The sequence below is a fragment of the Nostoc sp. CENA543 genome, assembly GCF_002896875.1.
In the GTDB taxonomy this organism is placed as follows: Bacteria; Cyanobacteriota; Cyanobacteriia; order Cyanobacteriales; family Nostocaceae; genus Trichormus.
In genome coordinates, this window is record NZ_CP023278.1 from 5,731,277 (window position 1) to 5,754,459 (window position 23,183).

Below are 23,183 nucleotides of genomic sequence, written 5' to 3' on the forward strand. Positions count from 1 at the left end.
CAAGATATGTTTAGCATCTATTTTGTTAGCATTACATTTCTTTATATCCTTATCATACTTGAGTTACGGAACTTAACATCATAACTAAATGTAAAATCTAGATGAGACAAACTATGACAGGACGGGAGTTACACCAATTATTGCTGGATAAATGGGGACATTCATACGATGTCCAGTTCCGCCGTACCCAGGGGAAAATTTTCCTGCAAGTGATGTGGAAATACTTGGAACAAGCTTCTTTCCCGATGACCGAGACGGAATATCAAGAACATTTAGAGAGTGTGGCGAATTATCTTCAGGCTTTGGGTGGGGCGGCGCAGGTGCGGACTTTTATCACCCAAACACGCGATCGCCCCCGTCTTGGCAAAGCTGTTAGTATACCTTTAGACTTGGGTGAACGTGCTTCGGAATGGATAGTTTGAATTATTAGGTTAGGATGTCACCTTGTTTTTGAGTCGTTATTTCGGGGAAATTCTCCTCCGTAGTGGGGAACATTTGGTGTTAGTGGCGATCGCCATGTTGGTAGCAATTGGTATTGGGATTCCCTGTGGTGTCGCCATTACTCGCCAACCACAATTAGCCAAGCCGATGCTTGGTGTGGCTAACGCTATTCAAACTATTCCCAGTTTAGCTATTTTCGGTTTTTTGATTTCTGTGCCGTTCCTGGGGGGAATTGGGAAAATTCCGGCGATTATTGCCCTCACGCTTTATGCTTTACTTCCCATCATTCGCAATACCTACACGGGCATTACTAACCTTGATCCAGCAGTAAGAGATGCAGGGAAGGGGATGGGAATGACACAATGGCAGTTGCTATTGCTGGTAGAACTCCCTTTAGCTGCCGGCGTAATCTTAGCGGGAGTCAGGGTTGCTACGGTAATTTGTGTAGGGATTGCTACCATTGCGGCGGCGATCGGGGGTGGAGGATTAGGTTTATTTATTTTTCAGGGAATTTCTACAGTTAATAATCAATTGATTTTAGCAGGCGCAATTCCAGCAGCTTTGATTGCTGTAGGAGCAGATCTACTTTTGGGATTGCTAGAAAAACAATTAACTAAACAAAGAGAAAACCAGGAACAGTTTTATCGCCGCATCCCTGTGATTGTGGCAATCTTGATTTCACTAATTATCGGATTAATTATTTTTGGATATCAATTAACACCCCCAACCATTGTGATTGGTTCTAAAAATTTTACTGAGCAAATCATTTTGGGAGAATTACTTGCTCAACAAATAGAAGCTCAAACCAAGTTAAAAGTTGACAGACGTTTTAATTTGGGTGGAACTTTTATCTGTCATGAAGCGGTAAAAAATGGTAGTATTGACGGATATTTTGAATACACAGGCACAGCATTAACTGCGATTTTAAAAGACGAACCTATTAGTAATCGTGGAGTGGTTTATGAGAAAGTCAAGAAAAGATACAATCAACAATTTAATTTAGAAGTCATGCAGCCTTTAGGTTTTAATAATACCTTTGCCATGATTATTCGAGGTGCAGATGCAAGGCGTTTCAATATCAAAAATATTTCTGATGCAGCTAAATATTCTTCCCAATGGCAAGCCGGATTTGGTAATGAATTTTTGGAAAGGAAGGATGGTTATCCAGGGTTAGCTAAAACTTACGGATTAAAGTTTGCTGGAATTAAGCAGATGGAATTGGGATTGATGTATAAAGCTATAGCAGAAAAGAAGGTAGATTTTATCGCCGGAGGCACTACAGACGGGTTGATTCCGGTACTGAAGTTAGTAGTTTTAGAGGATGATAAAAGTTATTTTCCTCCCTATGAAGCTGTTCCTATATTTAATCAAAAAACACTGCAAAAATATCCAGAGTTACAAACAGCTATCAGTAAATTGGCTGGTTTAATTTCTGAGGAAGAAATGCAAAAAATGAATTATCAAGTGGATAATCAATCTCTATCTGCTGAAGCTGTTGTTAGAGAGTGGCGCAAGTCTCAAAAATTATAGATGAATTTGGTTGTGCAGTACCTAGTATCATAGGTACTGCATAATCTTAATTATTAATATCTCGTACAATTCTAAAACCTGCGTGCTGATAAAAATTGGGACGAAACCAATTGCGATAATATTTTAAGGCTTCCGTACCGTTAGTTATCCAACATCCGCCCAACATCATGTAATGTTGGGTATCGAAGAAAATCGCCGAATTATCTGCATACAAATAGTGAGGCTGATATCCTGTCAGGGGGTTTAAGTGATCACTCAACCACTCCCAAACATTCCCCCGTAAATCGTACAAGCCAGAGTGACTTTTGGCTGTTTCTAGCATTCCCACGGGAGTTGGTGAACCAAATTTTAAATTTAAATTATAATTATCTACATCTGCTATTGAATCATTACCATAAGTTGCTAAATGGTATTCTGCTTCACTCATTAAACGGGTATTTTCACCCCGCCAACGACAATAAGCCATTGCTTCATAATGATTGACTTCTACAGGCCAATCTAGGGGTAAATCTATTTCGTCAAACATTGCACGATATTTATAATTACCATTTTCAGATAACCAAAATTTAGGGTGTTTGATGTTATTTTCAGTTACCCAACTCCAAGATTCTGCGTCCCAATAATCTGGTTTTTCGTAACCACTATCTTTGACAAAATACCAGAACTCAGCATTGGTGATGAGATATTTACTGGCTAAAAAAGGTGCGACTTCTACAGTGCGATCGCCGTAATCAATATCCCATCCATAAGTATGATCATCAAAGGCTTTACCTATTTTGACTACACCTCCAGATACTTCTACCATTTTATTTTGGGGTGTGTAACCATTACAAGGTGCATATTCCCAATTTTCGGGACGTTTAACCCTAGAAATTGGTAGTTGGCGAATCAACATTGAAGAAGTTTCAATATGAATACGCTGGTGTTCTAGTCCCATGATTAAAGCCCAGAGGGGATGATCAGGAAGAATTGGTAAATCGATTGCGGTTGTTTGAATAACTTGTGAAATTACCTCATAGGCTGTTTGACGATATGCCCAAACCTCTGCAATTTGTGGCCATTTTAAATGTGCGATCGCTTGATTTAATTCCTCTGGTTTTTCTGGATCAACCCCAATCTCAAATAATATTTCATACTCTGGATTGAGGCGGTTTTCTAATAAACCGACACGGATTAATTTATTGATATAAAAAACAGCCGAATGTCCTAGATAAAAAATCAGAGGATTTCTCAAAGGGTCAGGATTGAGATAAAATGTATCTTCCCCAACTATAGTTTGCAGCAGCAGGTTTTCTAACTGCCAAGCATTATCGAAATAGTTAAGAATAGACTGGCGATCGCAATTATCAAGCTGTGGTGGGTGAGTAGATTGGATCAGTTTCATGGTTTTAATTTTTGTTGTGATTACGAATAGTATTATAATTTTCTGGGATAGTTTCTAACTCCACAGATCAGAAATCAATTCCTTATCACTTGTCCAAAAATAATGCGAGAATTTGACATTTTGATGATTTAACTCCTCTAAGTGAGTTGGCCTATCCCCAAAAATCTGCAACAATGCAATATCTGGGGATAGATTAAGAAAGTCATACCAATGCAAAATTCAAAATTAATAAAGCTAGGTTTGTCAAGAGTTTATGAAAAAAATATCTGTTGGGTGAATTTTGCTGAATTGGTGTGAGATATTAGGTGCGTAACTTCCGTAAATTAACTTGTATTCACCGCATTTTCAACTACAATTTAATTTTCGGAATCGCCTATATCAAGCCTCAAACATCTGTTACTAAGCTTGACAAAGAATTAAACCGAACCATTGCTGAGGATCTGTCCAAACTTTTATAGTTTTTAACCCATGCTTCTCCAGTTCTTTTTGGATAACAGCCAAATCAAATTTACGAGAAATCTCTGTTAAAATACTTTCTCCTGTTTCCAAAAAAATCTTCAAATTTAATGCTTCTAAATTTACCCAATGGCTTTTGTGGGTATGCAGATACATCTCAATTTGAGCATCTGCTTGATTGTAAATTGCTTGGTGAGTAAATAAATTGAGGTCAAAATTACCTTGAAAACGCCAATTTAAATGAGAAAGCATATTTAAATTAAAAGCAGCCGTAACTCCTTGACTATCGTTATAGGCTGCTTCTAAAATACTTTGGGGTTTTTGTAAATCGAGTCCTAGTAAAAAGTAATCACCTGGACTTAAAGCCTCAGCAACTTGGCGCAAAAATCTATCAGCTTCCTGGGGATTAAAATTACCTATCGAACTTCCGAGAAAGAAAATCATCCGCGATGATGAAACGGTTGTGGCTAATTGTGTTAATGCTTGTTCATACGTTCCGACTAAGCCATCAATTAAGGAATCAGGATATTTTTTTTGTAACTTAAATACACTTGCTTTGAGAATTCCCGCACTGACATCAATCGGTATATATTTAAACGAGCGAGAAAGTTTTTGGTAAGCATCTAACAAGAAAATTGTTTTGGTAGAACTACCACTGCCTAATTCTATCAGTTCACATTCGCCCGTTAGATGAGCAATTTCATCAGCATATTGGCTTAATATCCAGGCTTCTGTACGTGTGGGGTAATATTCTGGTAACTCACAAATTTGCTCAAATAATTCAGAACCGCGATCATCATAGAAATACTTTGGGGGTAAAGTCTTTGGTGTTTGAGTCAAACCTTGAATTACATCATCACCATCATGGTTGATATTTTGATAATCCTCGGTCAGAATTTGAGAATTTCTTGTTAACATTGTGGAATTTTCCTGATAATTTTGAAATTCAACAATAGCATGAAAACTTTAGAGGACTATTTTTTTTAAATTAATATTCTATGAGAATTTTTCGCAAACACAAATACAAATAACCAAGCAACAGCCTCTGGCTAAAAATACAAGTAGTTGCAGTTGAGCTATCATGAAACTCAATAGATTAAGTTTAATTTCATGACTTAACCTGCAATAGGTGTAATTTTTAGCTTGATATCAAATGTATTAACTTATATACCCAAATAATTTGAGGACTATAGATAATTGAATCTACAGCCATTTTGCCAAATCTATTACGTCATTCATACTATCTAGTACCACATCAAGTCAATAAAGCAACCATTTAAAAATAAGTATGAATCTGAACAATCAGCATTATTACTTTTTCTCATCATTGCTTTGTCGTGCTAGGTATCTACAAAACTAGAAATCATCAGATTTCTAGCAGGGACAGAAGAGCTAGTTTGGACTTTAACTGATGTATTTTAGACTATGATAAGCATGTATTTTTCACTACACACGGCAATTATACAGCTATTGCGTCCAAGTGTGGCTCGTAAACCTTGTAACTTTCGTTTACTATAGTAAGCCACTTTAATTTGAAGAAAAAATCTAAATATAAGTAATGGTATAGTAAGGCTAAATTAATGTATTAGATAAAATAATAACCACATCTCACCACTGATAAAATCGATTCCTTAGTACAACATTATTTTAGCTGTATCACTCTAGTAGAGTGTGTCAGCACCAATATTTTCTGGATATTTCCAGATGATATTTAACTGACGCACCCTACTAAAACTATTCCCTATTCCCCGTTAATTACGCATCGTTTAAAGCAGCGATACCGGGTAATACTTTACCTTCGAGTAATTCTAAGCTAGCACCGCCACCGGTAGAGATATGGCTCATTTGATCAGCCAAACCTACCTTTTCTACAGCCGCTACAGAGTCACCGCCACCGATGATGGTGGTTGTACCGGTTTTACCGATTTCTGCTAGAGTGTGAGCGATCGCTTCTGTACCTACAGCAAACTTATCAAACTCAAATACACCCATAGGCCCGTTCCAAATTACGGTTTTGCAATCAGCTAAAGCTGCTTGGAAAACTTTTACAGAGTCAGGGCCGATATCCAAACCCATGCCATCAGCAGGAATATTTTCAATGCTGACGGTGGTAGCATTGGCATCGGGAGCAAATTTATCAGCAGATACGATATCGGTAGGTAACAAGAAGGTAACACCTTTTTCTTTGGCTTTAGCTTCTAAAGACTTCGCTAGTTCTAGCTTGTCTTCTTCTACCAAAGACTTACCAACACTCAAACCACGGGCTTTATAAAAGGTGAAAATCATCCCCCCGCCGATGATGAGTTTGTCGCACTTCTCTAGCAGGGTTTCAATCACACCAATTTTGCTAGAAACCTTAGAACCACCAATAATCGCCGCTAAAGGACGTTGGGGTTCTTCGATTGCGCTTTGCAGATACTGCAATTCCTTTTCAATCAAATAACCACCAACAGCAGGACTCAAATAATGAGTCACACCTTCAGTGGAAGCATGGGCGCGGTGTGCTGTCCCGAAAGCATCATTGACATAAAAATCGGCATTAGCTGCCAGTTTTTTAGCAAATTCTGGATCGTTTTTTTCTTCTTCTTTATAAAAACGGACGTTTTCAAGCAGCAGCACTTGACCATTTTGTAAAGCAGCTACTTTCGCAGCTACATCATCGCCAATACAGTCATCAGTTTTGACAACTTCTTGACCCAACAACTCAGACAGACGCTTTGCAACCGGGGTTAGGCGCAGTTTGTCGTCCACACCTTTGGGACGACCAAAATGGCTTGCTAGAATGACCTTAGCACCCTTCTGCGTTAAATCTTGAATAGTTGGTAGAGCAGCGCGAATGCGGGTATCATCTGTGATGTTACCTTGGTCATCCACAGGTACGTTAAAATCAACCCGCACAAAGGCGCGTTTACCGGAAATATCGGCCGCAGATAAACTTGCTAAAGTTTTTTTGGACACTGCCAAACCCTCCTGATTGCCTTTTTGTTATCGTTTTGAAAGTATCACCATCAAGATTTTACCGGAGTAGGGGGTGCTGAGGAGACATATATGTTCAAGACAGTATTATTTCCAATTGATCAAAGTCGGGAAGCACGGGAAGCTGCTGATGTTGTGGCTAATGTTGTGAAGCAATATGGTAGTCGCCTAGTGCTGTTGTCTGTGGTAGAAGAACCAGCCACAGATGAAGCAAAAGCTGACCCAATGGTGTCACCGGAAGCGGTGGCAAAACTGTTGGCTGATGCTCAAGCTTTATTTTCTGGGCAAGGGATTCCATCGGAAACTATAGAAAGACAAGGTAAGCCAGCCTTTACTATCTGTGATGTTGCAGATGAAATTGGGGCTAACTTAATCATTATGGGCTGTCGGGGTCTAGGTTTAACTGATGAGGGTGCAACGGATAGTGTAACTACTCGCGTGGTTAACCTTTCGCCTTGTCCTGTGTTGATTGTGCCTTGAGAGTGATAAGTGCTGTTAGCGGAAGCGGGGCGTTTAGCCCGTGCTGAGTGATGAGTGCTGAGTGGGGAGTGCTGAGTGGCTTTCAAGGGTAGGGGTTTAAGAAAGTGGCAGTTTAGCCAGTAAAATAAACTACGGTTATCAGCTCGCAAAAATCCGCAAGTCAGATAAGGCGAAGAATTGGGGGTGTGGGGAGAATGCTTTTAGGAAAAAGTGAAGAATTAAGGCAATGGACTAGAAAAGTCATAGAAAAGATGCCCCATCTATCCAAGTCGCAAGCAGTGATACTAGCAATGTGGAGTTTTGGGATAGTGATGACCCAATCGTGTGGACTGACAACAGTGTCAGTATTTTTAGCAGAGCTATTGGGGAAAAAAGAAAATACAGTACGTCAGCAACTTAGAGAATGGTTAAGAGACGGGGAAGATAAAACAAAAGCAAAAACAGGACGGGCAACACTAGATGTAACATTGTGTTTTAGACCATTGTTGTTATGGATTCTGAGCTTGTGGCCAGAATCGGAAAAACGTCTAGCATTAGCTGCGGATGCCACAACATTGAGTGATAGATTTACAGTGTTAGCGATTAGTGTTGTTTATCGAGGTTGCGGAATCCCGATTGCTTGGAAAATAGTGGAGGCAACTAAACCAGGAAGTTGGAAACCACACTGGCAAAAACTCTTTAACGACATCAGTGAGACTATACCAGCTGATTGGTTTGTCATAGTGACAACAGACCGTGGACTTTATGCTGACTGGCTATATCAACAAATTCAATCCCTCGGTTGGCATCCATTTATGCGAATTAACCAAATTGGACAGTTCAAACCACAAGGAATGGAATCTTGGCAACCCATAAATACTCTTGTCACAGAAGTTGGTCAGTCGTTCTCTGGTTTAGTTACTTGTTTCAAAACTAACTCTGTCAAATGTACTTTGTTAGCTCGTCATGACGAGGGTTATGCTGACCCTTGGTTAATTCTCACCGATTTACCACCGGAAATTGCGGATGCTTGCTGGTATACCATGCGCTGTTGGATTGAGTGTCTGTTTAAAGATGGTAAACGCGGCGGTTTTTGTTGGCATCGTACCAAGATTACTCACCCCAAACGCGCCGAGAGACATTGGTTAGCGATGGCTGTTGCTACTCTGTGGCAAGTTAGCGTTGGTGGAGAAGTTGATGCCAATCTACCCATTAGTAGTCTAGATGAGCTCCCACCCACTCATGTTGCTCGACGCAATTTCAAACATAGTGTTGTCCATCGTTGCTTGAGTTGTTTTCGCCGTGGATTTTTAGTCATTAAGGCTGCTGTTCTCAATCGAGAGCCATTACCTATCGGTAGCTTTTTCCCTCAGCCTTGGCCTAACTTGACTCCACAACTTCATGTCTTGAAAATCACTCTCTCTACTGCCTGATTTTTAAACCCCTACCCTTGAAAGGTGCTGAGTGGGGGGTGCTGAGTGCTGAGTGGGGAGTGGGGATAAGAAGACAAGGGAGACAAGGTAGACAGGGTAGACAAGGGAGGAGAAAAAATAATGACTATTGACTATTGACTATTGACTTCTCACCTAGTCGCCTAGCATGGGGAAGATCCAAAAAACTAAAAGCCAGAGTGTATGTAACGTTCCTCTGGCTACTTAGGTCTACTAATAATATTCCGACAAAATTCTCTAAGCGGGAACGACTTGAGCGACTAGTGAACGTTTATCCAGCGACTGGACTTTACCAACTTGAGCTAAAGCAGTAACAATTTTCTCTAATAATTCTGCCGCTTGTTCACGATATTGGTGTTCTCTACCCCGTAAACGAATCACAAACTTGACTGAATCACCTTTTTTCAACCATCCAACGGCTTGTTCGATGCGTAAGTTGTAATCAGCCACACCTACGTTTGGACGAAGCCGGACTTCCTTGACTGTGGGTTTAGCACTGCGTCCCTGACGCTTTTTCTTTTGATACTGAAGTTTACCAAAGTTGACAATCTTGGCAACTGGAGCATCTTTGCCTTCGGAAACTACGACTAGGTCAAGTTCTAAACTCTCTGCTAGCTGTAAGGCTTCACGTGTATCTGTGAGTCCTCGGTTATTATTTTCATGGTCAATCAAGAAGACTTGAGTTGACTTAATTTGTGAGTTAATTAGTTGCTTTTGGATTGCGATAACGGTTTCTCTCAATAGATTAATGCTTGACTAGTGCAAGCACTGCCAATATAACACAACACTGGAGTGAAGTTTTAGAACAAAAAATTAAGAAGGAGAAAGCGATCGCTCTTTCTCCCCATTATTAATTATTAAACTTTTTGCGCGCCTGGTTTGCCGTTTTCTACCACAAAGGACGCTAAGGTACTCACAGTAGCATTCTGGTCAAGAATACTAGAAACAGCGCGATAATCACTTTGCCAATTATTTCTGGTCAATTTACACCGCACATAACCACGATTAGCACCATCAAAGAATTTTGTATGGGGATTAGCAGGAACTGCGGCTTGTACTGGGGCAATAAAACTTGTGGGAAAATCGGAAGTGATGGAAGTACCGACAAATTCAGTACCTACTGTTGCTGACAGGGGATTATTAAAATCAGCTTTTAAATCAAATACCCAACTAGAATGGATATCACCAGTAATGACTACGGGGTTGGATGGTTGGCGTTGTTCTAAGAAGTTTAACAACCGTTGACGAGCTGCTACGTAACCATCCCATTGGTCAACGTTAAATAGTTGTACTGTAGGACTGGGGTTAAAATCAAACTGAGATAATATTACTTGCTGGGCGATAACATTCCAGCGTGCTTGTGATTTGTCTAGTCCTTGGAATAACCAGCTTTCTTGTGCTGCGCCTGTGAGTGTGGCATTGGGATCTAAGGCTGCGGCACATAGGGGTTTGAGTCCATCGTTACAGGGTTGGTCTGTGCGGTACTGGCGGGTATCTAAAACGTTAAACTCGGCTAAATCACCAAAGGTAAACCGCCGATACAGCTGCATACTAGCTCCCTTTGGTAGCGAAGATAGGCGCAATGGCATATGCTCATAATAAGCTTGATAAGCATTGGCTCGTCGCTGTTCAAAGGCTGCTGGTGTTTGGTTATCTTCGGGGATTAAGTTGGCGTAGTTGTTATCTACTTCATGGTCATCCCAAGTGACTATCCAAGGGAAATTGGCATGAACTGCTTGTAAGTTTGCGTCGGTTCTGTACAAAGCATAACGGTTGCGGTAGTCAGCTAGGGTGATGATTTCGGGGCCGATGTGTTGCCTTGGTGCGCCAGCTTGTGGGCCGTATTCATAGATGTAATCACCTAGATGCACAACTAAATCTAGGTCTTCCTGCGCCATGTGTTTATAGGCTGTATAGAAGCCGTTTTGCCAGTCTTGGCAAGAAGCAAAGGCAAAGTTGAGTTGGTAAATGGAACTATAGATGGCGGGTGCTGTGCGGGTGCGACCGATGGGACTGACTTCGCTACCCACTGCAAATTGATACCAGTACCAACGGTTAGGTTCTAACCCCCGCACATCAATGTGGACAGAATGACCGAGTTGTGGTGTTGCTAAAACTGTGCCTCTTTGTACCACCTGTTTCATGTTTTCGTCTCGTGCAATTTGCCAACGCACAGGTACGTTTACAGGTGGCATTCCGCCGCCATTTACGGGTTGTGGTGCGAGACGAGTCCATAAAACTACGCTATCGGGTAAAGGATCACCAGAAGCAACACCTAACTTGAAGGGATAGTCAGAAAATCTTCCCCGCGCCATGACAGGCTGTAATTGGCTAGTTACCGCTAACCCTGTAAAGAAACTTGCACCTAGTAAAAAATTACGCCGTTTGAGTAGGCGATCGCTATTCATAAATTCCATACTCACCCCTACTAAGATTGATATATAGTTGGCAAGCTGTAACCTGACTTGCAACCAAGCACACAGAACTTACCAACCTAGAATCAAAGCGGGATTAAGAAAATGTTAAAACAGCAGAAAATTGTGATGTCTACTAATTAATTCAGGCAAGTTTTTAAACGTTGTGCCAACACTTGTACATGAGGTTCTAACACAAACGAGTAATGATTTCCCGACACATCAATAATATTGATTTCCTCTGCTGCCATCACAGAAAATAACTCTACCCAAACTAAGGTCGGGTCAGGAGCCATAATATGTTTTTCTCTAGCACGAAAAACAGTGACTTTGCCAGGATACGGTTGTCTTTGATAGGTGTAAGTAGCTTTTAAAGTCCCTACCAATACATCTAAAATGCGGCGATTATTTTGACGTTCTACACCAGGCGGAAAGATTTTAGCTTTTCTAGCTTTATCGATGATGTAGTTAATTTTTTTCTCTAAGGCTAAATGCTCAATTTCTGCTGGCGTAACTAAATTATCTTGACCAAACATTCCCCCAAATACTCTAGAAAGCACACCCACTAAATAAACATCATCAATGGGTTTTTGTTTATCTAATAAAATGGGAACATAAGAGTCAAGGATAGCTAACAAAGAAACTTCCTGTCCTTGTCTTTTTAGTTGCTGTGCTACCTCATAGGCGACAACTCCGCCAAATGACCACCCACCTAATTGATAAGGCCCTTGGGTTTGAAATTCTCGGATAGTTTTGACATAGAGGCTAGCCATGTCTTCCACTTTAGTTAAAGGTTCTTCATCCCCATAAAAACCTTGAGCTTGTAAGCCATAAAATGGGTGTTCGTTACCAATGTAATGAGCTAATTTAAAATAGCAGAGGACATGACCACCGGCGGGATGAATACAAAAGAAAGGCTGATTAGTTCCTTGTGGTTGAATGGGAACTAAAGGGGAATTATGAATTTGGCCATGTTTATTTTGAATTACTGTAGCTAAATCTGTGATAATTGGATTTTTTAATAGTGTTGCTAAAGGAATTTCTTTTTGGAAATGTTCCTCGATTTTGGCAATTAAATGTAATGCTTTGAGGGAATCACCACCGAGAGCAAAAAAGTTATCTGTTACCCCAATTTGTGGCAAATTTAAAATCTCCGACCAAATTGCCGTCAATTGTGATTCTACTTGATTGCGAGGAGCGATAAAATCACTGCTTTCTAAAAAGTGAGAAATATCCGGTTTGGGTAAAGCTTTTCTGTCTACCTTACCACTAGGAGTGAGGGGTAAAGCTTCCAGCGTTACAAAAGCGGCGGGAATCATAAAATCTGGTAATTTGGCTTTGAGAAAATCACGCAGATGCTGAATTTTGGGTTTTTCTGAGTTGTAGGTAATATAGGCGACGAGTTGTTTTTCTAAATTGCGATCGCTACGTGCGATAATCACAGCTTCTCTCACTTCTAGATGTAAAGCCAAGACATTTTCAATCTCGCCAATTTCAATGCGATAGCCGCGAATTTTGACTTGGTAATCTACTCTGCCTACATATTCAATATTACCATCAGGTAAATAACGCCCTAAGTCGCCAGTTTTATACAGACATTCTGATGTAGATTTACTACTTCTAAATGGGTTGGAAATAAATTTTTCCTGAGTTAATTCGGGACGATTCCAATAACCACGCGCCACACCTACACCACCGATGTAAATTTCCCCCACAACGCCAATATCAACAGGTCGTAAATCTTCATCAAGAATGTAAATTTGCGTGTTAGCAATGGGACGACCGATAGGTACAGTTTTTAAATTACTGTGTTTTTGACACTGCCAAAAAGTGACATCAATAGCTGCTTCAGTAGGGCCATAGAGATTATGTAATTCACAATTAAACTGCTCAAAAAAGCGATTTTGTAAATCTACAGGTAAAGCTTCACCACTACAAATTACTCTTCTAATGGAAGTACATTTTTCCACACCACGACTAGCTAAAAATATTTGCAGCATGGAAGGGACAAAATGCAAAGTCGTAATTTGCTCTTGAATAATAATATTAATTAGATAATTACTATCTCGATGTCCCCCAGGTTGAGCCATGACCAACCGCGCACCAGTTAATAAAGTCCAGAAAAATTCCCAGACGGAAACATCAAAGCTAAAAGGAGTTTTTTGTAAAACACTATCTGTAGAATTGATTTGATAGGTTTCTTGCATCCATAGCAAGCGATTACATATACCTTTATGGGTGTTCATTGCACCCTTGGGTTTACCGGTAGAACCAGATGTGTAGATAACATAAGCTAGATTATCTGGTTGTATATCACTTTGAGGATTAGTATTTGGTTGGGTAGAAATTTTCTCCCATTCTGTATCTATATAAATAGTTTGAGATTGATTTTCTGGGATTGTATTCACTAACTTTTCTTGGGTTAGTAATACCTTGATCTGAGAATCTTCTAGCATATAAGCTATGCGTTCTTGGGGATATTCTGGGTCAATAGGTACGTAAGCACCACCCGCTTTAAGAATTCCCAATAAACTCACTACCATTTCTAAGGAACGTTCTAGACAAACACCTACTAATGTTTCTGGTTTAACGCCTAGTTTTTGTAGATAATGTGCTAGTTGATTGGCTCTAAAATTTAATTCTTGATATGTTAATTGTTGGTTTTTAAAGGTGACGGCTATGGCGTTGGGGGTGCGTTCTGCTTGTGCTGTAAATAGTTCGTGTAAGCCTTGAGATAGGTTGTAATCTCTGTATGTGGCGTTGGGATTTATGGGTGTGATTTGCATTTTTGGATGAGGGGAAAATTTCGGTTAATGGCTGTGTGGAATGGGGGGTGATTTACTCACGCAAAGGCGCAAAGGCGCAAAGAAGCAAAGAAGAAAAGAAGAGAAGAAGAAATTAAGTTTTCCTCTGCGCCTCTGCGTGATACCAATTCACGAAAATCTTGATACAGACGTAAACCATGAAAGCTTTGCTGCATCTAAGTTTTTTAATTGCGTTAGCGTAGCGGGACGTTCGCGTTAGCGTCTCGGAGAGAAGTCCATTGCGTTAGCGGAGCGGGGCGTTAGCCCATTGCGAATTGCGAATTGCGAATTGGTACGAAATAAAACTTCTTAATCTCCCCCTAATTCGACTAATTTACCGATATTGAAATCTATCCTTGTCCAGCCTTTGAGTTGGCGGAGATTGTTCAATAACAGCAGAGGAATTTGCCAGTGATGTACCATCAAGAATGGTAGGGGGTCATCTAGTTTTAAAATTGCGTCTGTCCCGCGCCAAATGTTGTGTAACCATGTCTTCAATTGAGTGAAGGAACGAATTCCCGTTAACCGCCAAACTTCGTGATAAGTCCAATAGGTTGGTTTACTTGTTGATAATGGCTGTAAGGTTTCGGTTACAGAACCAATGTAAGCTTCTGCAACTAAGGGGTGGTTGTAAAAGGCGGTAATGGCGGAATGTGTGCGGGGGTTACACTCGATGGCGTATACTTGTCCGTCTTCTGTTTGGATGAAGTCAAAGGAAATCTGTCCTGTAAGTTTGAGTTCTTTGACGAAGTGTTTCACCCATTCCAAGATTTGCGGGTTTTCTACGTTCTCATAGTTGACTTGAAAGGCTGATGATTCACAACAGCAGTGTAGTTTGATTTCTCCATCTCTGACTGTGCTGTGGGTGCAGAATTCTTTCCCAGGAATAAATTCTTGCATAATCCACGGTTTTTCAGGACTTATGGGTAAATTTCTCACAAAAGCTGCTGTTTCCTCTGGTGTGGCGCAGGGAAGTTTGGTTAAGTCCAAACGTCTCACTGAGTCGTAGGGAATGCTTTTGAGGATGTATTTGCGAGTCTCACCGGAAAAGTCAAAGTTAATGACTTGTTCGCTAGAGGTAATTTTAAAGGATTTGGGTACAGATAAGCCAAGCGATCGCGCTTTTTCTGCCATTGCAAATTTATCATCCAGCATTTGGGTGATCTCTGCATCAAAATGCAATACTTCGCAATGGGGAGATAATTTTGGCTTGGCGAGGGAGTCGTAATAACTCCCCACGGGACTGGTAACGGGGATATATACATCGATGTTTTCCCGTTTGACTATCTCCTCTAAAGCCTGGATGTAGGCTTCTGGGTCTTTTTGAGGTGCGGGAGTTGTGTAAAATTTATCTACCGCTTGGGAAAATCGATGACCAGTTAACCAATATTTATGGGTTTCTACCAATACTACCCGATGTCCAGGCGCATGGAATGACCTTGCTAGTTGCAAAGATTTGGTCATTTTTCCGCCACTGATCAGGATATTTTTGGGGTTGCTGGTTTTGCTGGTTTGGGGACGAAAAATCGCACCCACAACCAAATATATAAAAACGATCGCAGTATTAATTGGCAGTGCTAATAATAGCAAAGTCAAAGTCAGTATGTTTTGGATAATTGCGGCTATTTTCGTCTCTAAACCTAAAGACGGTGTAGCAGGTGAGGAGTCGAATGAAATAGATTGTGCCATAGTTTAGACCAATTCACCAAAATCTTGAAACAGATCAAAATCCAGATTTCTTAATTTTGAATTTTGTAGCTTGCTTCCCGTAGGGTATTTTGAATTTTGAATTGGTATTACACTCGGCGGATAATCGTCAAACCATCGCGCAGGGGAAGTAAAACCTGTTCGACACGAGTATCTAAAGCTACGACGCGATTAAAGTCAGCAATAGCTTGACCGTTAGCACTACGTTTAGCGGGAGGTAAATACACTTCTCCCTGTAGGAGTGTGTTATCAACACAAATAAAGCCTTGTGGTGCTAACAAATTGGTATCTAGCAGTATTTCTAGATAAGCTGTGTACTCTTTTTTATCGGCATCAATAAATACCAAATCAAAGGTTTCCCCAGCCGTGGCTAATTTCTCTAGAGTTGCTAAAGCTGCGCCTAATTCTACACGTATCTTTCCCCCGTGAGGAGATTCGTTAAAAGCCTGCTGTGCAACTTCCGCCGCATAAGGATCTACTTCACAAGCCACCAATACCCCATCCTCTGGTAAAGCTTCCGCCATTGCTAAGGCTGAATAACCCGTGAACATCCCAATTTCCAGCACTCTCCGCGCTTTGGTCATATGAACAAACATCTTTAAAGTTTGTCCTTCAATATGACCAGAAAGCATTTCCTGTTCTAGAGGACGCACCGTCGCACCGACTGTAAAATGCTCACCCCAAGACTCTTTTGCAGTTATCTTGGCGAGTGCTGCTAAAGCCTCTGATTCTGGGGTAGTACATTCCTCTAGATAAGGGTCAATACCTGCTGCTAATTCCCAAGCTTGGGTAATCTCTGCTACCAACTCAGCAGATAAATCTTGATGCTGGTTAGCTTGTTTGACAACAGCCTCTAACTTCTTAGTTAAGATTCCCAAAGGTGTGACAGGTCTAGCTGTCGGTATGTCTATCAAATTCGTCATAATTACTCTAACTCCGCGTACCTCTGTGTTTACCTCAGCGAACCCCTGCGTTTAAACTCGTCACTTTCCTATCACACTCCTTACTAGTTCCTTCTGACTGCTGAGAGGATACATATCTACACCTTCGCCACCACGGGGATACTGACTGCAAAGTTCTTTATGTTCTGCTAAAGCTGCTGCTGCTTCGGCTTTGGTAAAATCATTGACAAAGAAACATTCCCCGATAGGTCTTGGCATGGCGGCTCTCAATAAACCGTCTCTAGTTAAGGTGATAGACTCAGTAGCACGCCATAATAACTCTTCATCCAAGAGGGGATGGTCTAGTGCTAGACCTATACGACTCATCAATCCTAAAATGCGATCACGCTCTTGAATTGTAATGTAGCCTCTGCGCGCAGCAATAGTAGCTGACAAAGCCATATCAATATTCACAGCATGACCGTGGAACATGGGGATATGTGGCGCGAGTTCCAAGGTAGGACTCCAGGTGTGACCATAAGCAATTACCCTATCTAGGTCTAACTCGTGGAGGTTGGGAACTTCTAATTCCAACATCTTTTTGATGGCTTTGTAGGTCACTTGATGCGCTACTTCTTTGATTTCTGGTGTAGCGTCAAGATTACCGAAATGAGTATGTAGTAAGTCTTCGCCGTACTTCTCCAACAACTCAAATACTTCTTTGTGCGCTACTACAGCAATTTTGACTAACTCCGCCATTCCGTTACGTACTTGGTCTGTTGGTAAAGTACCCAGTAAGGAAAAGTCTAAGAAAACTTTGCGGGAAGCATGATACGCACCCAGGCGGTTTTTCAACTTTTTATGGTTGACTGCGACTTTAATCGCCACACTAGCATCAATTAAGCCAATTAAGGTGGTAGGAATACGGATGTAGTTACTACTACGGCGGTATGTAGAACAAGCAAAACCGACGACATCCGTTACTAAACCGCCACCTACTACTAATACTGGTTCTTTGCGGACTAATTTGAAATCTGCAAAGATATCAATCACTTGCTCAAAAGTTTGAATGGTTTTATTGGGTTCGGTAATAGTGATGGGAACAAGGGTTAAGTCAATACCGTGATACTGAAAATATTTTTCTATCTGTTTACTGTAGAGACGACTAACATTAGCATCTACCACAGCTAAACAGCGTCCAAAATCCTTGTATATGTCTGCCAATTCAGAGTTTTTTAGTTGAAAAACTCCATCTACATAAACTAAATCATATGCAATTTTTTCATAGCCTTCTACATGAAAAGCTGTGTTTGTAGCTTCAAGTTTACTTTGAACTATGCTCATATTACTGTCCTTTCACTACAAAAAAATGACTTATTCTCTTGCTTGACAATTATTCATGAAGTCAGCAGCAGACATCACACTTAAGTTGATGAATAAAATAGTGTGATCAAGAAACTCTTGGTAATGACCTTAACTTAAATCATGCTTGAGCGATGCGCCAAATACTTACAGCACAAACGTTAAATCATTTATATGATGATGTTAAGTTTCGGTTAATTTGGTGTCTCTTGTAAGTCTGAGTAGAAAAACTACATGAATTGCCTGATATTTTAGCGGTGAGATACTGAGATTAAGCTAAATACAATAGCCGTCAGTATCACATTCTGTGAACAAGATTTCTAGCGGTCACAATGCCACTACAAACTTTTTAATATTTTCTTCACATTTATAAACATATCACTGTTTTATCCAAATTGCATCAACTTTTGAGAAATTAACTATAGGAAATATATAAAATTCTTATCTAAATATGAAAAAAATACCAATTATCAGTCCTGGAAACTTGGCTGACAATTGTCGTTCTCAATTCTTAACTAATACTAATTCTCGCTTTATTTCAACCATATTTATTTACATAAGCAGCAGAATTTAGGCTCTTTTTAAAAATTAAAAAGAGTCATTATGTAGTCACAGTTAATGGACTGGTGAAACTGATTCAGAGTGGAGACATAAAGCCAGCAACTCAAAGCTTTGATGCAGTATATACAGCCAAAGAATTTAGCGTTTTGCTTGCAAATTAAATTTTTAGGCAATACTTGTAATAAAAATTAACAAAATTACTGCCCATCTTAAACCTCGATTAACATACTTAGCACCAGACTTTAAGGGCTACAAGTCTTGATTAATCAGTGTTTAAGCAATTAATAGCAGATGTAATAACTACTCAACAGCTTAAGAATAGCTTTACATATCTAAACATAACATTGTTCCTCAAGGATTGCACCTAGACTCAAGGTAGATTTGCCCAAATTCAGGAAATATGGGGTGTATTCCCAATTTTAGATTTTGGATTTTGGATTAAAAGTCTAGGGACTTCCATATAAAAAAATATCTAAAAATATCTAAACTGTAGGGCGCGTCAGTGTGAGAAAACCTAACTATACCAAGAGGTTATTCATACTGACGCACCCTACTAAGCTTCCCCGTTCCCTAAGGAAACTAGTACGTTTAGTCATATGTTGAATTGTTATGTGTCAGCATCTTCGTGAAACTGATAAATTCATCAATATCTAAGATTTTTCGCCATATTCCATACCGTTAGCTTCAGCATAACGGTGCATAAAGCGCATGAATCTTTCCCAATGATCATCACGTTCAACTTCAAATTTGCACTCTACTCCCCGCAGTTCGTCGCCTTCATCACCCCCAAAAATGAAGCGAGTTGAGGAGGGGGTGATATTAATTTCACCTTCTTCATCAGTTAACAGTAAGGCATTTAATGATTGTTTGGTAAAGCTATTCAATCCTTCTAAAGCCTGTAATTGCTCAAATTGCATCATCACAATGCGTTTACCTGTACGCACTTCCCGGCGTAAACTAACGTTACTCAGTTCTTCATAAATACCTGCGAAAAACTGAATTGAGGGGGGAATTGAAGACATAATCACAATTAGGATTGGATGAACAGGGCATTGGAGTTTAAACTATGTTTCCCCTACACCCCTACATCCCTTCATCTTACAACTAAGCTGTTACACCTATTAAGTTGCATCATTTCATTTGTCTAAAAAAGCTTTCAATAGTGCTGTTAGCAGAAGCGGGACGATGAGAAGACCACAATTAATGTTACTCATCACTCATTACTCCTTACTCATTACTCCTTACTCATCACTCCTTACTCATCACTCATCACCATCCCTCTCAACCGTGAATATACAAATTAATTATCTAGGTGGGTAATATTGCTGATTTACCGCCGGGGGTTGATAAACATTAGTGGGGATGGTGGTTGCTGGTGCATTCATTCCAGGAGGTTGATAAGTATTGCTAGGAATAGTGGTTACTGGTGCATTGATCACAGGAGATTGATAGCCTGTTGAGGGGATGGTGTTAGTAGTGTTGCTTGGTGTGGGTGGGGTTTGGGTAAATTCTTGGTAAGCGGCGCGAGAAATTGAACTGATAAGTTTTTCGGCGCGGGGGTCATTATTGGGACGTTGTACCATAACGACGGCAATATAACGCTTGCCTGTAGGGGTGTCAATTATACCTGCGTCGGCTAATAAAGTACCGATATCGCCTGTTTTATGGTAGGCGCGCGCACCTGCATCTAAGCCAGCAGGTAAAAGCTGATCTCGCTGTGTGCGGCGCATGATATCAAGGATTTGGTCGCGCGATCGCATAGTGACTAACTTACCTTGACTAACCATTGCCAGTAAATTGCCTAATTCCTTGGGACTAGTGGTGTTTGTCCCTGACAAATCTGGTAGTGGGTTGCGAATAACTGTGCTAGTTAACCCCCAACTTTGAAAACGCTGATTAACTGCTTCTATTCCCCCTAATCTAGCAATCAGCATATTGGTGGCGGTGTTGTCGCTGACGGTAATCATTTTAGTAGCGACTTCCAAAGCTGGATATTGGGTACCTGCTGGTTTGTATTGGAAATCCCCTGAACCACCAACAATCATTTCCTGTTGTATGGTTAGCATTTCATCTAGGCGGATTTTCCCAGCGTCTACGTCTTGGAAAAAGGCAATTAAAATCGGGACTTTAATGGTGCTAGCGGCTGGCAAGCTGTTATCAGCATTGAGATCGACATATCCCCCAGTATCTAAATCTGCTAAAAACACCGCCGGAGTCAGATTAGGATTAGCTGCGGCTAACTCTTGTACCGCATTTTTCAAAGTGGGAATTTCTTGGGACGGAGACAAGGCAGGAGTGGGGTTAGTTGTAGCGGGTTTTGGCTGGACTTGTCCACTATTATTAGATGCGGTTGGAGTCGTGGAAGGGACACGATTTGCCGGATCAAGCACTGATAAGACTGTACCGACGATCGCACCAATCCCAACTCCCACAATCAATAGACGGATGGCATATAAAAAAGCTCTTGCCATTGGTTTTAACCGCGTTTTTTTCGATACTCGTCTACCCATTGGTAAAGGCTGTCTCTGTACTCGCACCGTCTTCACTTTGGCATTTTTTGGCGGTGCTGGCATCTGCCTAGTTGTGGTGGGGATGGGTTTGACTGCCGTAGGCATGACTAACCCTTGTGGTTTGGGCTTTCGTGTCTTGGAGTTGACGGGATAAGGCAAAACATTATTATATGAGTCTGTCACTACCGTTGCGCCAGGGTCAACAGGCCGTTGTTTGGGAACTTTGACTTTTTTAACTTCCCCCTGAGAAACTGTACGCGATCGCTGGCGACGATTGGCGGGTTGTCGTCGTGAAGAAGTTCTGCGTTTGTTACCTAACTCTGACACTGTCACTCCTTGTGACTCACTCAAAAATTGATTTTAAAGTAGTCCCGATGAAACTTATTTCACGCGCCTTGCATAAAAGCATGACTGTTTACCCAGTGTAACTACTACTTAGTAGTATTTTTGTGTTTAGTTTATTTCATCTTTAAGACTTTGGGAATGATTTTTGGAATTTTGGTCAATAGTCAATAGTCAATAGTCAATAGTCAGGGGTCTGGGCTATTTTGGCTTTTTGGGTGATTAATTGCCCATTCGGCTTGTCTGAACAAGCCACGTAGCATGGCTACTTCATTGGTTGTCAGATGGGCGCGATTGTAAATTTGGCGGAATTTTTCCATGCGGCTGTTCGCTGTGTGGGGATATAAATAACCAATATCTAAAAGAAAAGATTCTAATTGCTGATAAAATGCTTCCACTAGCTCTAGGGGGGCTAGTTCGGTGGATGTAATAGCAGGTGTTGGTTGTGGTTGTGTTGGTTGTGCTAGTTCGTAGCAGCAAATACCGACAGCACTCGCTAAGTTCAAGGATGGATAAATAGGGCTGCTGGGAATACGCACAAACCTGTGGGCATAATTTAATTCTTCATTGGTTAATCCTCGATCTTCCCTACCAAAAATTAAAGCTGCGGGTTGGTTTGTTGGTTCTAATAGCCACGGTAAGGCGGTTCTGGGGGTTTCTAAGGGGAAGGGACAATGGCGATCGCGTCCGGTGGTGGCGATCGCACTCACACATCCTTGCAAGGCTTGTGGTAGGGTATCCACTACAATTGCGGCTTCTAAAATCTCTTTGGCATGAACCGCCATTTTCATGGCTTCTGGAGACAAGCGATCGCATTGGGGATTAACTAATACTAAATGCTCTAATCCAAAGTTTTTCATTACACGGGCGGTTGAACCTACGTTCATAGGGCCAGCCGGTTCTACTAAAACAATTCGCACTCCAGGTATAGATGAACTAACTTGATCCACTATGTTCACAAACTCTTCGACAATACAGCTTACAAGTTACAGGTTACGCAATTTTAGATTCCAATTTATAGGTTGAGGAAAATTCTAGAATCATTTTTGGGAACAATTGATGTAGTCGGGCGCATATCTACCCAGTTTCTACTATCCATTTAAACTCAGCATTTCTACATCAATCATGAAATTTACTAAAGCATCTTTATTGATGATCGCCTGTGGTTTACCTTTGTATTACAATTGTCTCCCAATAGCTGCCTTCGCCGTCCAAAAGACACAGGTGCAATCTACAAATCCCAAACCAGATGGACTGATTAGCCAAGGTTTTAAGCCACCAAAACGCAAAGGCCCACCAGTGAGTGCTGGCGGTGCTACCCGTGGGACTGTCTGCATTCAGGGAAAACAACTCGTTACTCCCCTCACTCCCGCCAATAAATGGGGACTAACATTGGCTCAAAGACCGCAGTTTTTTTGGTATTTACCCGTAAGTTCAGCCAAAACGGCACAGTTCCTACTGCTTTCGGAAGCAGATAAAAAAATTCTATATGAGACTACTTTGAGCTTACCTAATCGGCCAGGAATTGTTAGCTATACTCTCCCTGAAAATGCACCCGCGTTAGAAATCAATAAAACCTATCGTTGGTCACTAGTGTTAGTGTGTGACTCGGAAGATTTTAGTACAAACCCCAGATTTGAGAGTTTGGTGGAACGTGTTCAACCGGAAGCGTCATTATCTCAAAAATTAGCGAACGCAGATGCTCAAAAACTACCTGCAATCTATGCAGAAGCGGGAATTTGGTATGAAGCATTAAGTGCGATCGCGCAACAGCGTTATAGTAACCCCCGAAATGTGCATTCTATGTTGGGTTGGCGGCAATTTTTAAACTCCGTCGGTTTAAATGCGATCGCTTCTCAACCTTTGCTGGATTGTTGTCAAGCTGAAAATTCAGCATCCAAATAA

General features: G+C 40.9%; 17 protein-coding genes. 5 read left to right on the forward strand and 12 right to left on the reverse strand.

The window, feature by feature from the left end:
• Positions 1-113 precede the first annotated feature (113 nt).
• Together CLI64_RS24000 and CLI64_RS24005 are read left to right on the forward strand one after the other, a co-directional pair.
• Positions 114-422 (forward strand): DUF3067 family protein, encoded by a 309-nt coding sequence (locus CLI64_RS24000; protein ID WP_103139580.1) that lies wholly within the window; start codon positions 114-116, stop codon positions 420-422.
• A gap of 22 nt (positions 423-444) precedes the next feature.
• A complete protein-coding gene (locus tag CLI64_RS24005) occupies positions 445-1,971 on the forward strand; it encodes a glycine betaine ABC transporter substrate-binding protein (RefSeq protein WP_103139581.1) in 1,527 nt (508 codons plus the stop codon).
• A gap of 46 nt (positions 1,972-2,017) precedes the next feature.
• Here CLI64_RS24005 and ovoA read toward each other — a convergent pair whose 3' ends face one another.
• From ovoA to pgk, 3 genes are all read right to left on the reverse strand, one after another.
• Positions 2,018-3,355 carry a 5-histidylcysteine sulfoxide synthase gene (ovoA, locus tag CLI64_RS24010; RefSeq protein WP_103139582.1) on the reverse strand — a complete coding sequence of 446 codons (1,338 nt, stop codon included), beginning with the start codon at positions 3,353-3,355 and terminating at the stop codon, positions 2,018-2,020.
• Positions 3,356-3,754: 399 nt separating this feature from the next.
• On the reverse strand, positions 3,755-4,729 hold the full coding sequence (gene egtD, locus CLI64_RS24015) for an L-histidine N(alpha)-methyltransferase (protein WP_103139583.1): 975 nt from the start codon (positions 4,727-4,729) through the stop codon (positions 3,755-3,757).
• Positions 4,730-5,566: 837 nt separating this feature from the next.
• Positions 5,567-6,769, reverse strand: coding sequence for a phosphoglycerate kinase (gene pgk / locus CLI64_RS24020; RefSeq protein ID WP_103139584.1), 1,203 nt, complete (start codon positions 6,767-6,769; stop codon positions 5,567-5,569).
• Positions 6,770-6,859: 90 nt separating this feature from the next.
• Here pgk and CLI64_RS24025 point away from each other — a divergent pair, with 90 nt between their 5' ends.
• Positions 6,860-7,267, forward strand: coding sequence for a universal stress protein (locus CLI64_RS24025; protein ID WP_103139585.1), 408 nt, complete (start codon positions 6,860-6,862; stop codon positions 7,265-7,267).
• Between the two features lie 338 nt (positions 7,268-7,605).
• Positions 7,606-8,679 carry a transposase gene (locus CLI64_RS31305; protein WP_225977365.1) on the forward strand — a complete coding sequence of 358 codons (1,074 nt, stop codon included), beginning with the start codon at positions 7,606-7,608 and terminating at the stop codon, positions 8,677-8,679.
• A 255-nt stretch (positions 8,680-8,934) separates the two neighbouring features.
• On the opposite strand, the gene infC is transcribed toward CLI64_RS31305, so the two are convergent.
• The 9 genes from infC to CLI64_RS24080 all read right to left on the reverse strand — a co-directional run bounded on the left by infC (position 8,935) and on the right by CLI64_RS24080 (position 22,165).
• Positions 8,935-9,438, reverse strand: a complete 504-nt coding sequence (infC, locus tag CLI64_RS24035) for a translation initiation factor IF-3 (protein WP_103139586.1) — start codon at positions 9,436-9,438, stop codon at positions 8,935-8,937.
• A 116-nt stretch (positions 9,439-9,554) separates the two neighbouring features.
• Positions 9,555-11,114 (reverse strand): alkaline phosphatase, encoded by a 1,560-nt coding sequence (locus CLI64_RS24040; RefSeq protein ID WP_103139587.1) that lies wholly within the window; start codon positions 11,112-11,114, stop codon positions 9,555-9,557.
• A 137-nt stretch (positions 11,115-11,251) separates the two neighbouring features.
• On the reverse strand, positions 11,252-13,897 hold the full coding sequence (locus CLI64_RS24045) for an amino acid adenylation domain-containing protein (protein ID WP_103139588.1): 2,646 nt from the start codon (positions 13,895-13,897) through the stop codon (positions 11,252-11,254).
• Between the two features lie 327 nt (positions 13,898-14,224).
• Entirely contained in the window at positions 14,225-15,604 is a 1,380-nt protein-coding gene (locus CLI64_RS24055; RefSeq protein ID WP_103139590.1) for an ATP-grasp domain-containing protein, read from the reverse strand.
• A gap of 107 nt (positions 15,605-15,711) precedes the next feature.
• On the reverse strand, positions 15,712-16,545 hold the full coding sequence (locus tag CLI64_RS24060) for an O-methyltransferase (protein WP_103139591.1): 834 nt from the start codon (positions 16,543-16,545) through the stop codon (positions 15,712-15,714).
• 60 nt (positions 16,546-16,605) lie between these two features.
• Positions 16,606-17,847: a sedoheptulose 7-phosphate cyclase gene (locus tag CLI64_RS24065; protein ID WP_103139592.1), complete on the reverse strand. Its 1,242-nt coding sequence runs from the start codon at positions 17,845-17,847 to the stop codon at positions 16,606-16,608.
• Positions 17,848-19,076: 1,229 nt separating this feature from the next.
• Positions 19,077-19,448, reverse strand: a complete 372-nt coding sequence (gene psb28 / locus CLI64_RS24070; protein WP_103139593.1) for a photosystem II reaction center protein Psb28 — start codon at positions 19,446-19,448, stop codon at positions 19,077-19,079.
• A gap of 282 nt (positions 19,449-19,730) precedes the next feature.
• Positions 19,731-21,263 (reverse strand): serine hydrolase, encoded by a 1,533-nt coding sequence (locus tag CLI64_RS24075; RefSeq protein ID WP_374703981.1) that lies wholly within the window; start codon positions 21,261-21,263, stop codon positions 19,731-19,733.
• Positions 21,264-21,466: 203 nt separating this feature from the next.
• Positions 21,467-22,165, reverse strand: coding sequence for an RNA methyltransferase (locus CLI64_RS24080; RefSeq protein WP_103140851.1), 699 nt, complete (start codon positions 22,163-22,165; stop codon positions 21,467-21,469).
• 238 nt (positions 22,166-22,403) lie between these two features.
• Between CLI64_RS24080 and CLI64_RS24085 the strand changes: the two genes are divergently transcribed.
• Entirely contained in the window at positions 22,404-23,183 is a 780-nt protein-coding gene (locus tag CLI64_RS24085) for a DUF928 domain-containing protein (protein WP_103139595.1), read from the forward strand.

Coding starts and splice junctions, on each gene's coding strand:
- CLI64_RS24085 (WP_103139595.1), top strand. CDS start 22,404: ATGAAATTTACTAAAGCATCTTTATTGATGATCGCCTGTGGTTTACCT.
- CLI64_RS24045 (WP_103139588.1), bottom strand. CDS start 13,897: ATGCAAATCACACCCATAAATCCCAACGCCACATACAGAGATTACAAC.
- ovoA (WP_103139582.1), bottom strand. CDS start 3,355: ATGAAACTGATCCAATCTACTCACCCACCACAGCTTGATAATTGCGAT.
- egtD (WP_103139583.1), bottom strand. CDS start 4,729: ATGTTAACAAGAAATTCTCAAATTCTGACCGAGGATTATCAAAATATC.
- CLI64_RS24000 (WP_103139580.1), top strand. CDS start 114: ATGACAGGACGGGAGTTACACCAATTATTGCTGGATAAATGGGGACAT.
- CLI64_RS24025 (WP_103139585.1), top strand. CDS start 6,860: ATGTTCAAGACAGTATTATTTCCAATTGATCAAAGTCGGGAAGCACGG.
- psb28 (WP_103139593.1), bottom strand. CDS start 19,448: ATGTCTTCAATTCCCCCCTCAATTCAGTTTTTCGCAGGTATTTATGAA.
- CLI64_RS24065 (WP_103139592.1), bottom strand. CDS start 17,847: ATGAGCATAGTTCAAAGTAAACTTGAAGCTACAAACACAGCTTTTCAT.
- CLI64_RS24055 (WP_103139590.1), bottom strand. CDS start 15,604: ATGGCACAATCTATTTCATTCGACTCCTCACCTGCTACACCGTCTTTA.
- CLI64_RS24060 (WP_103139591.1), bottom strand. CDS start 16,545: ATGACGAATTTGATAGACATACCGACAGCTAGACCTGTCACACCTTTG.
- CLI64_RS24040 (WP_103139587.1), bottom strand. CDS start 11,114: ATGGAATTTATGAATAGCGATCGCCTACTCAAACGGCGTAATTTTTTA.
- CLI64_RS24080 (WP_103140851.1), bottom strand. CDS start 22,165: ATGAACGTAGGTTCAACCGCCCGTGTAATGAAAAACTTTGGATTAGAG.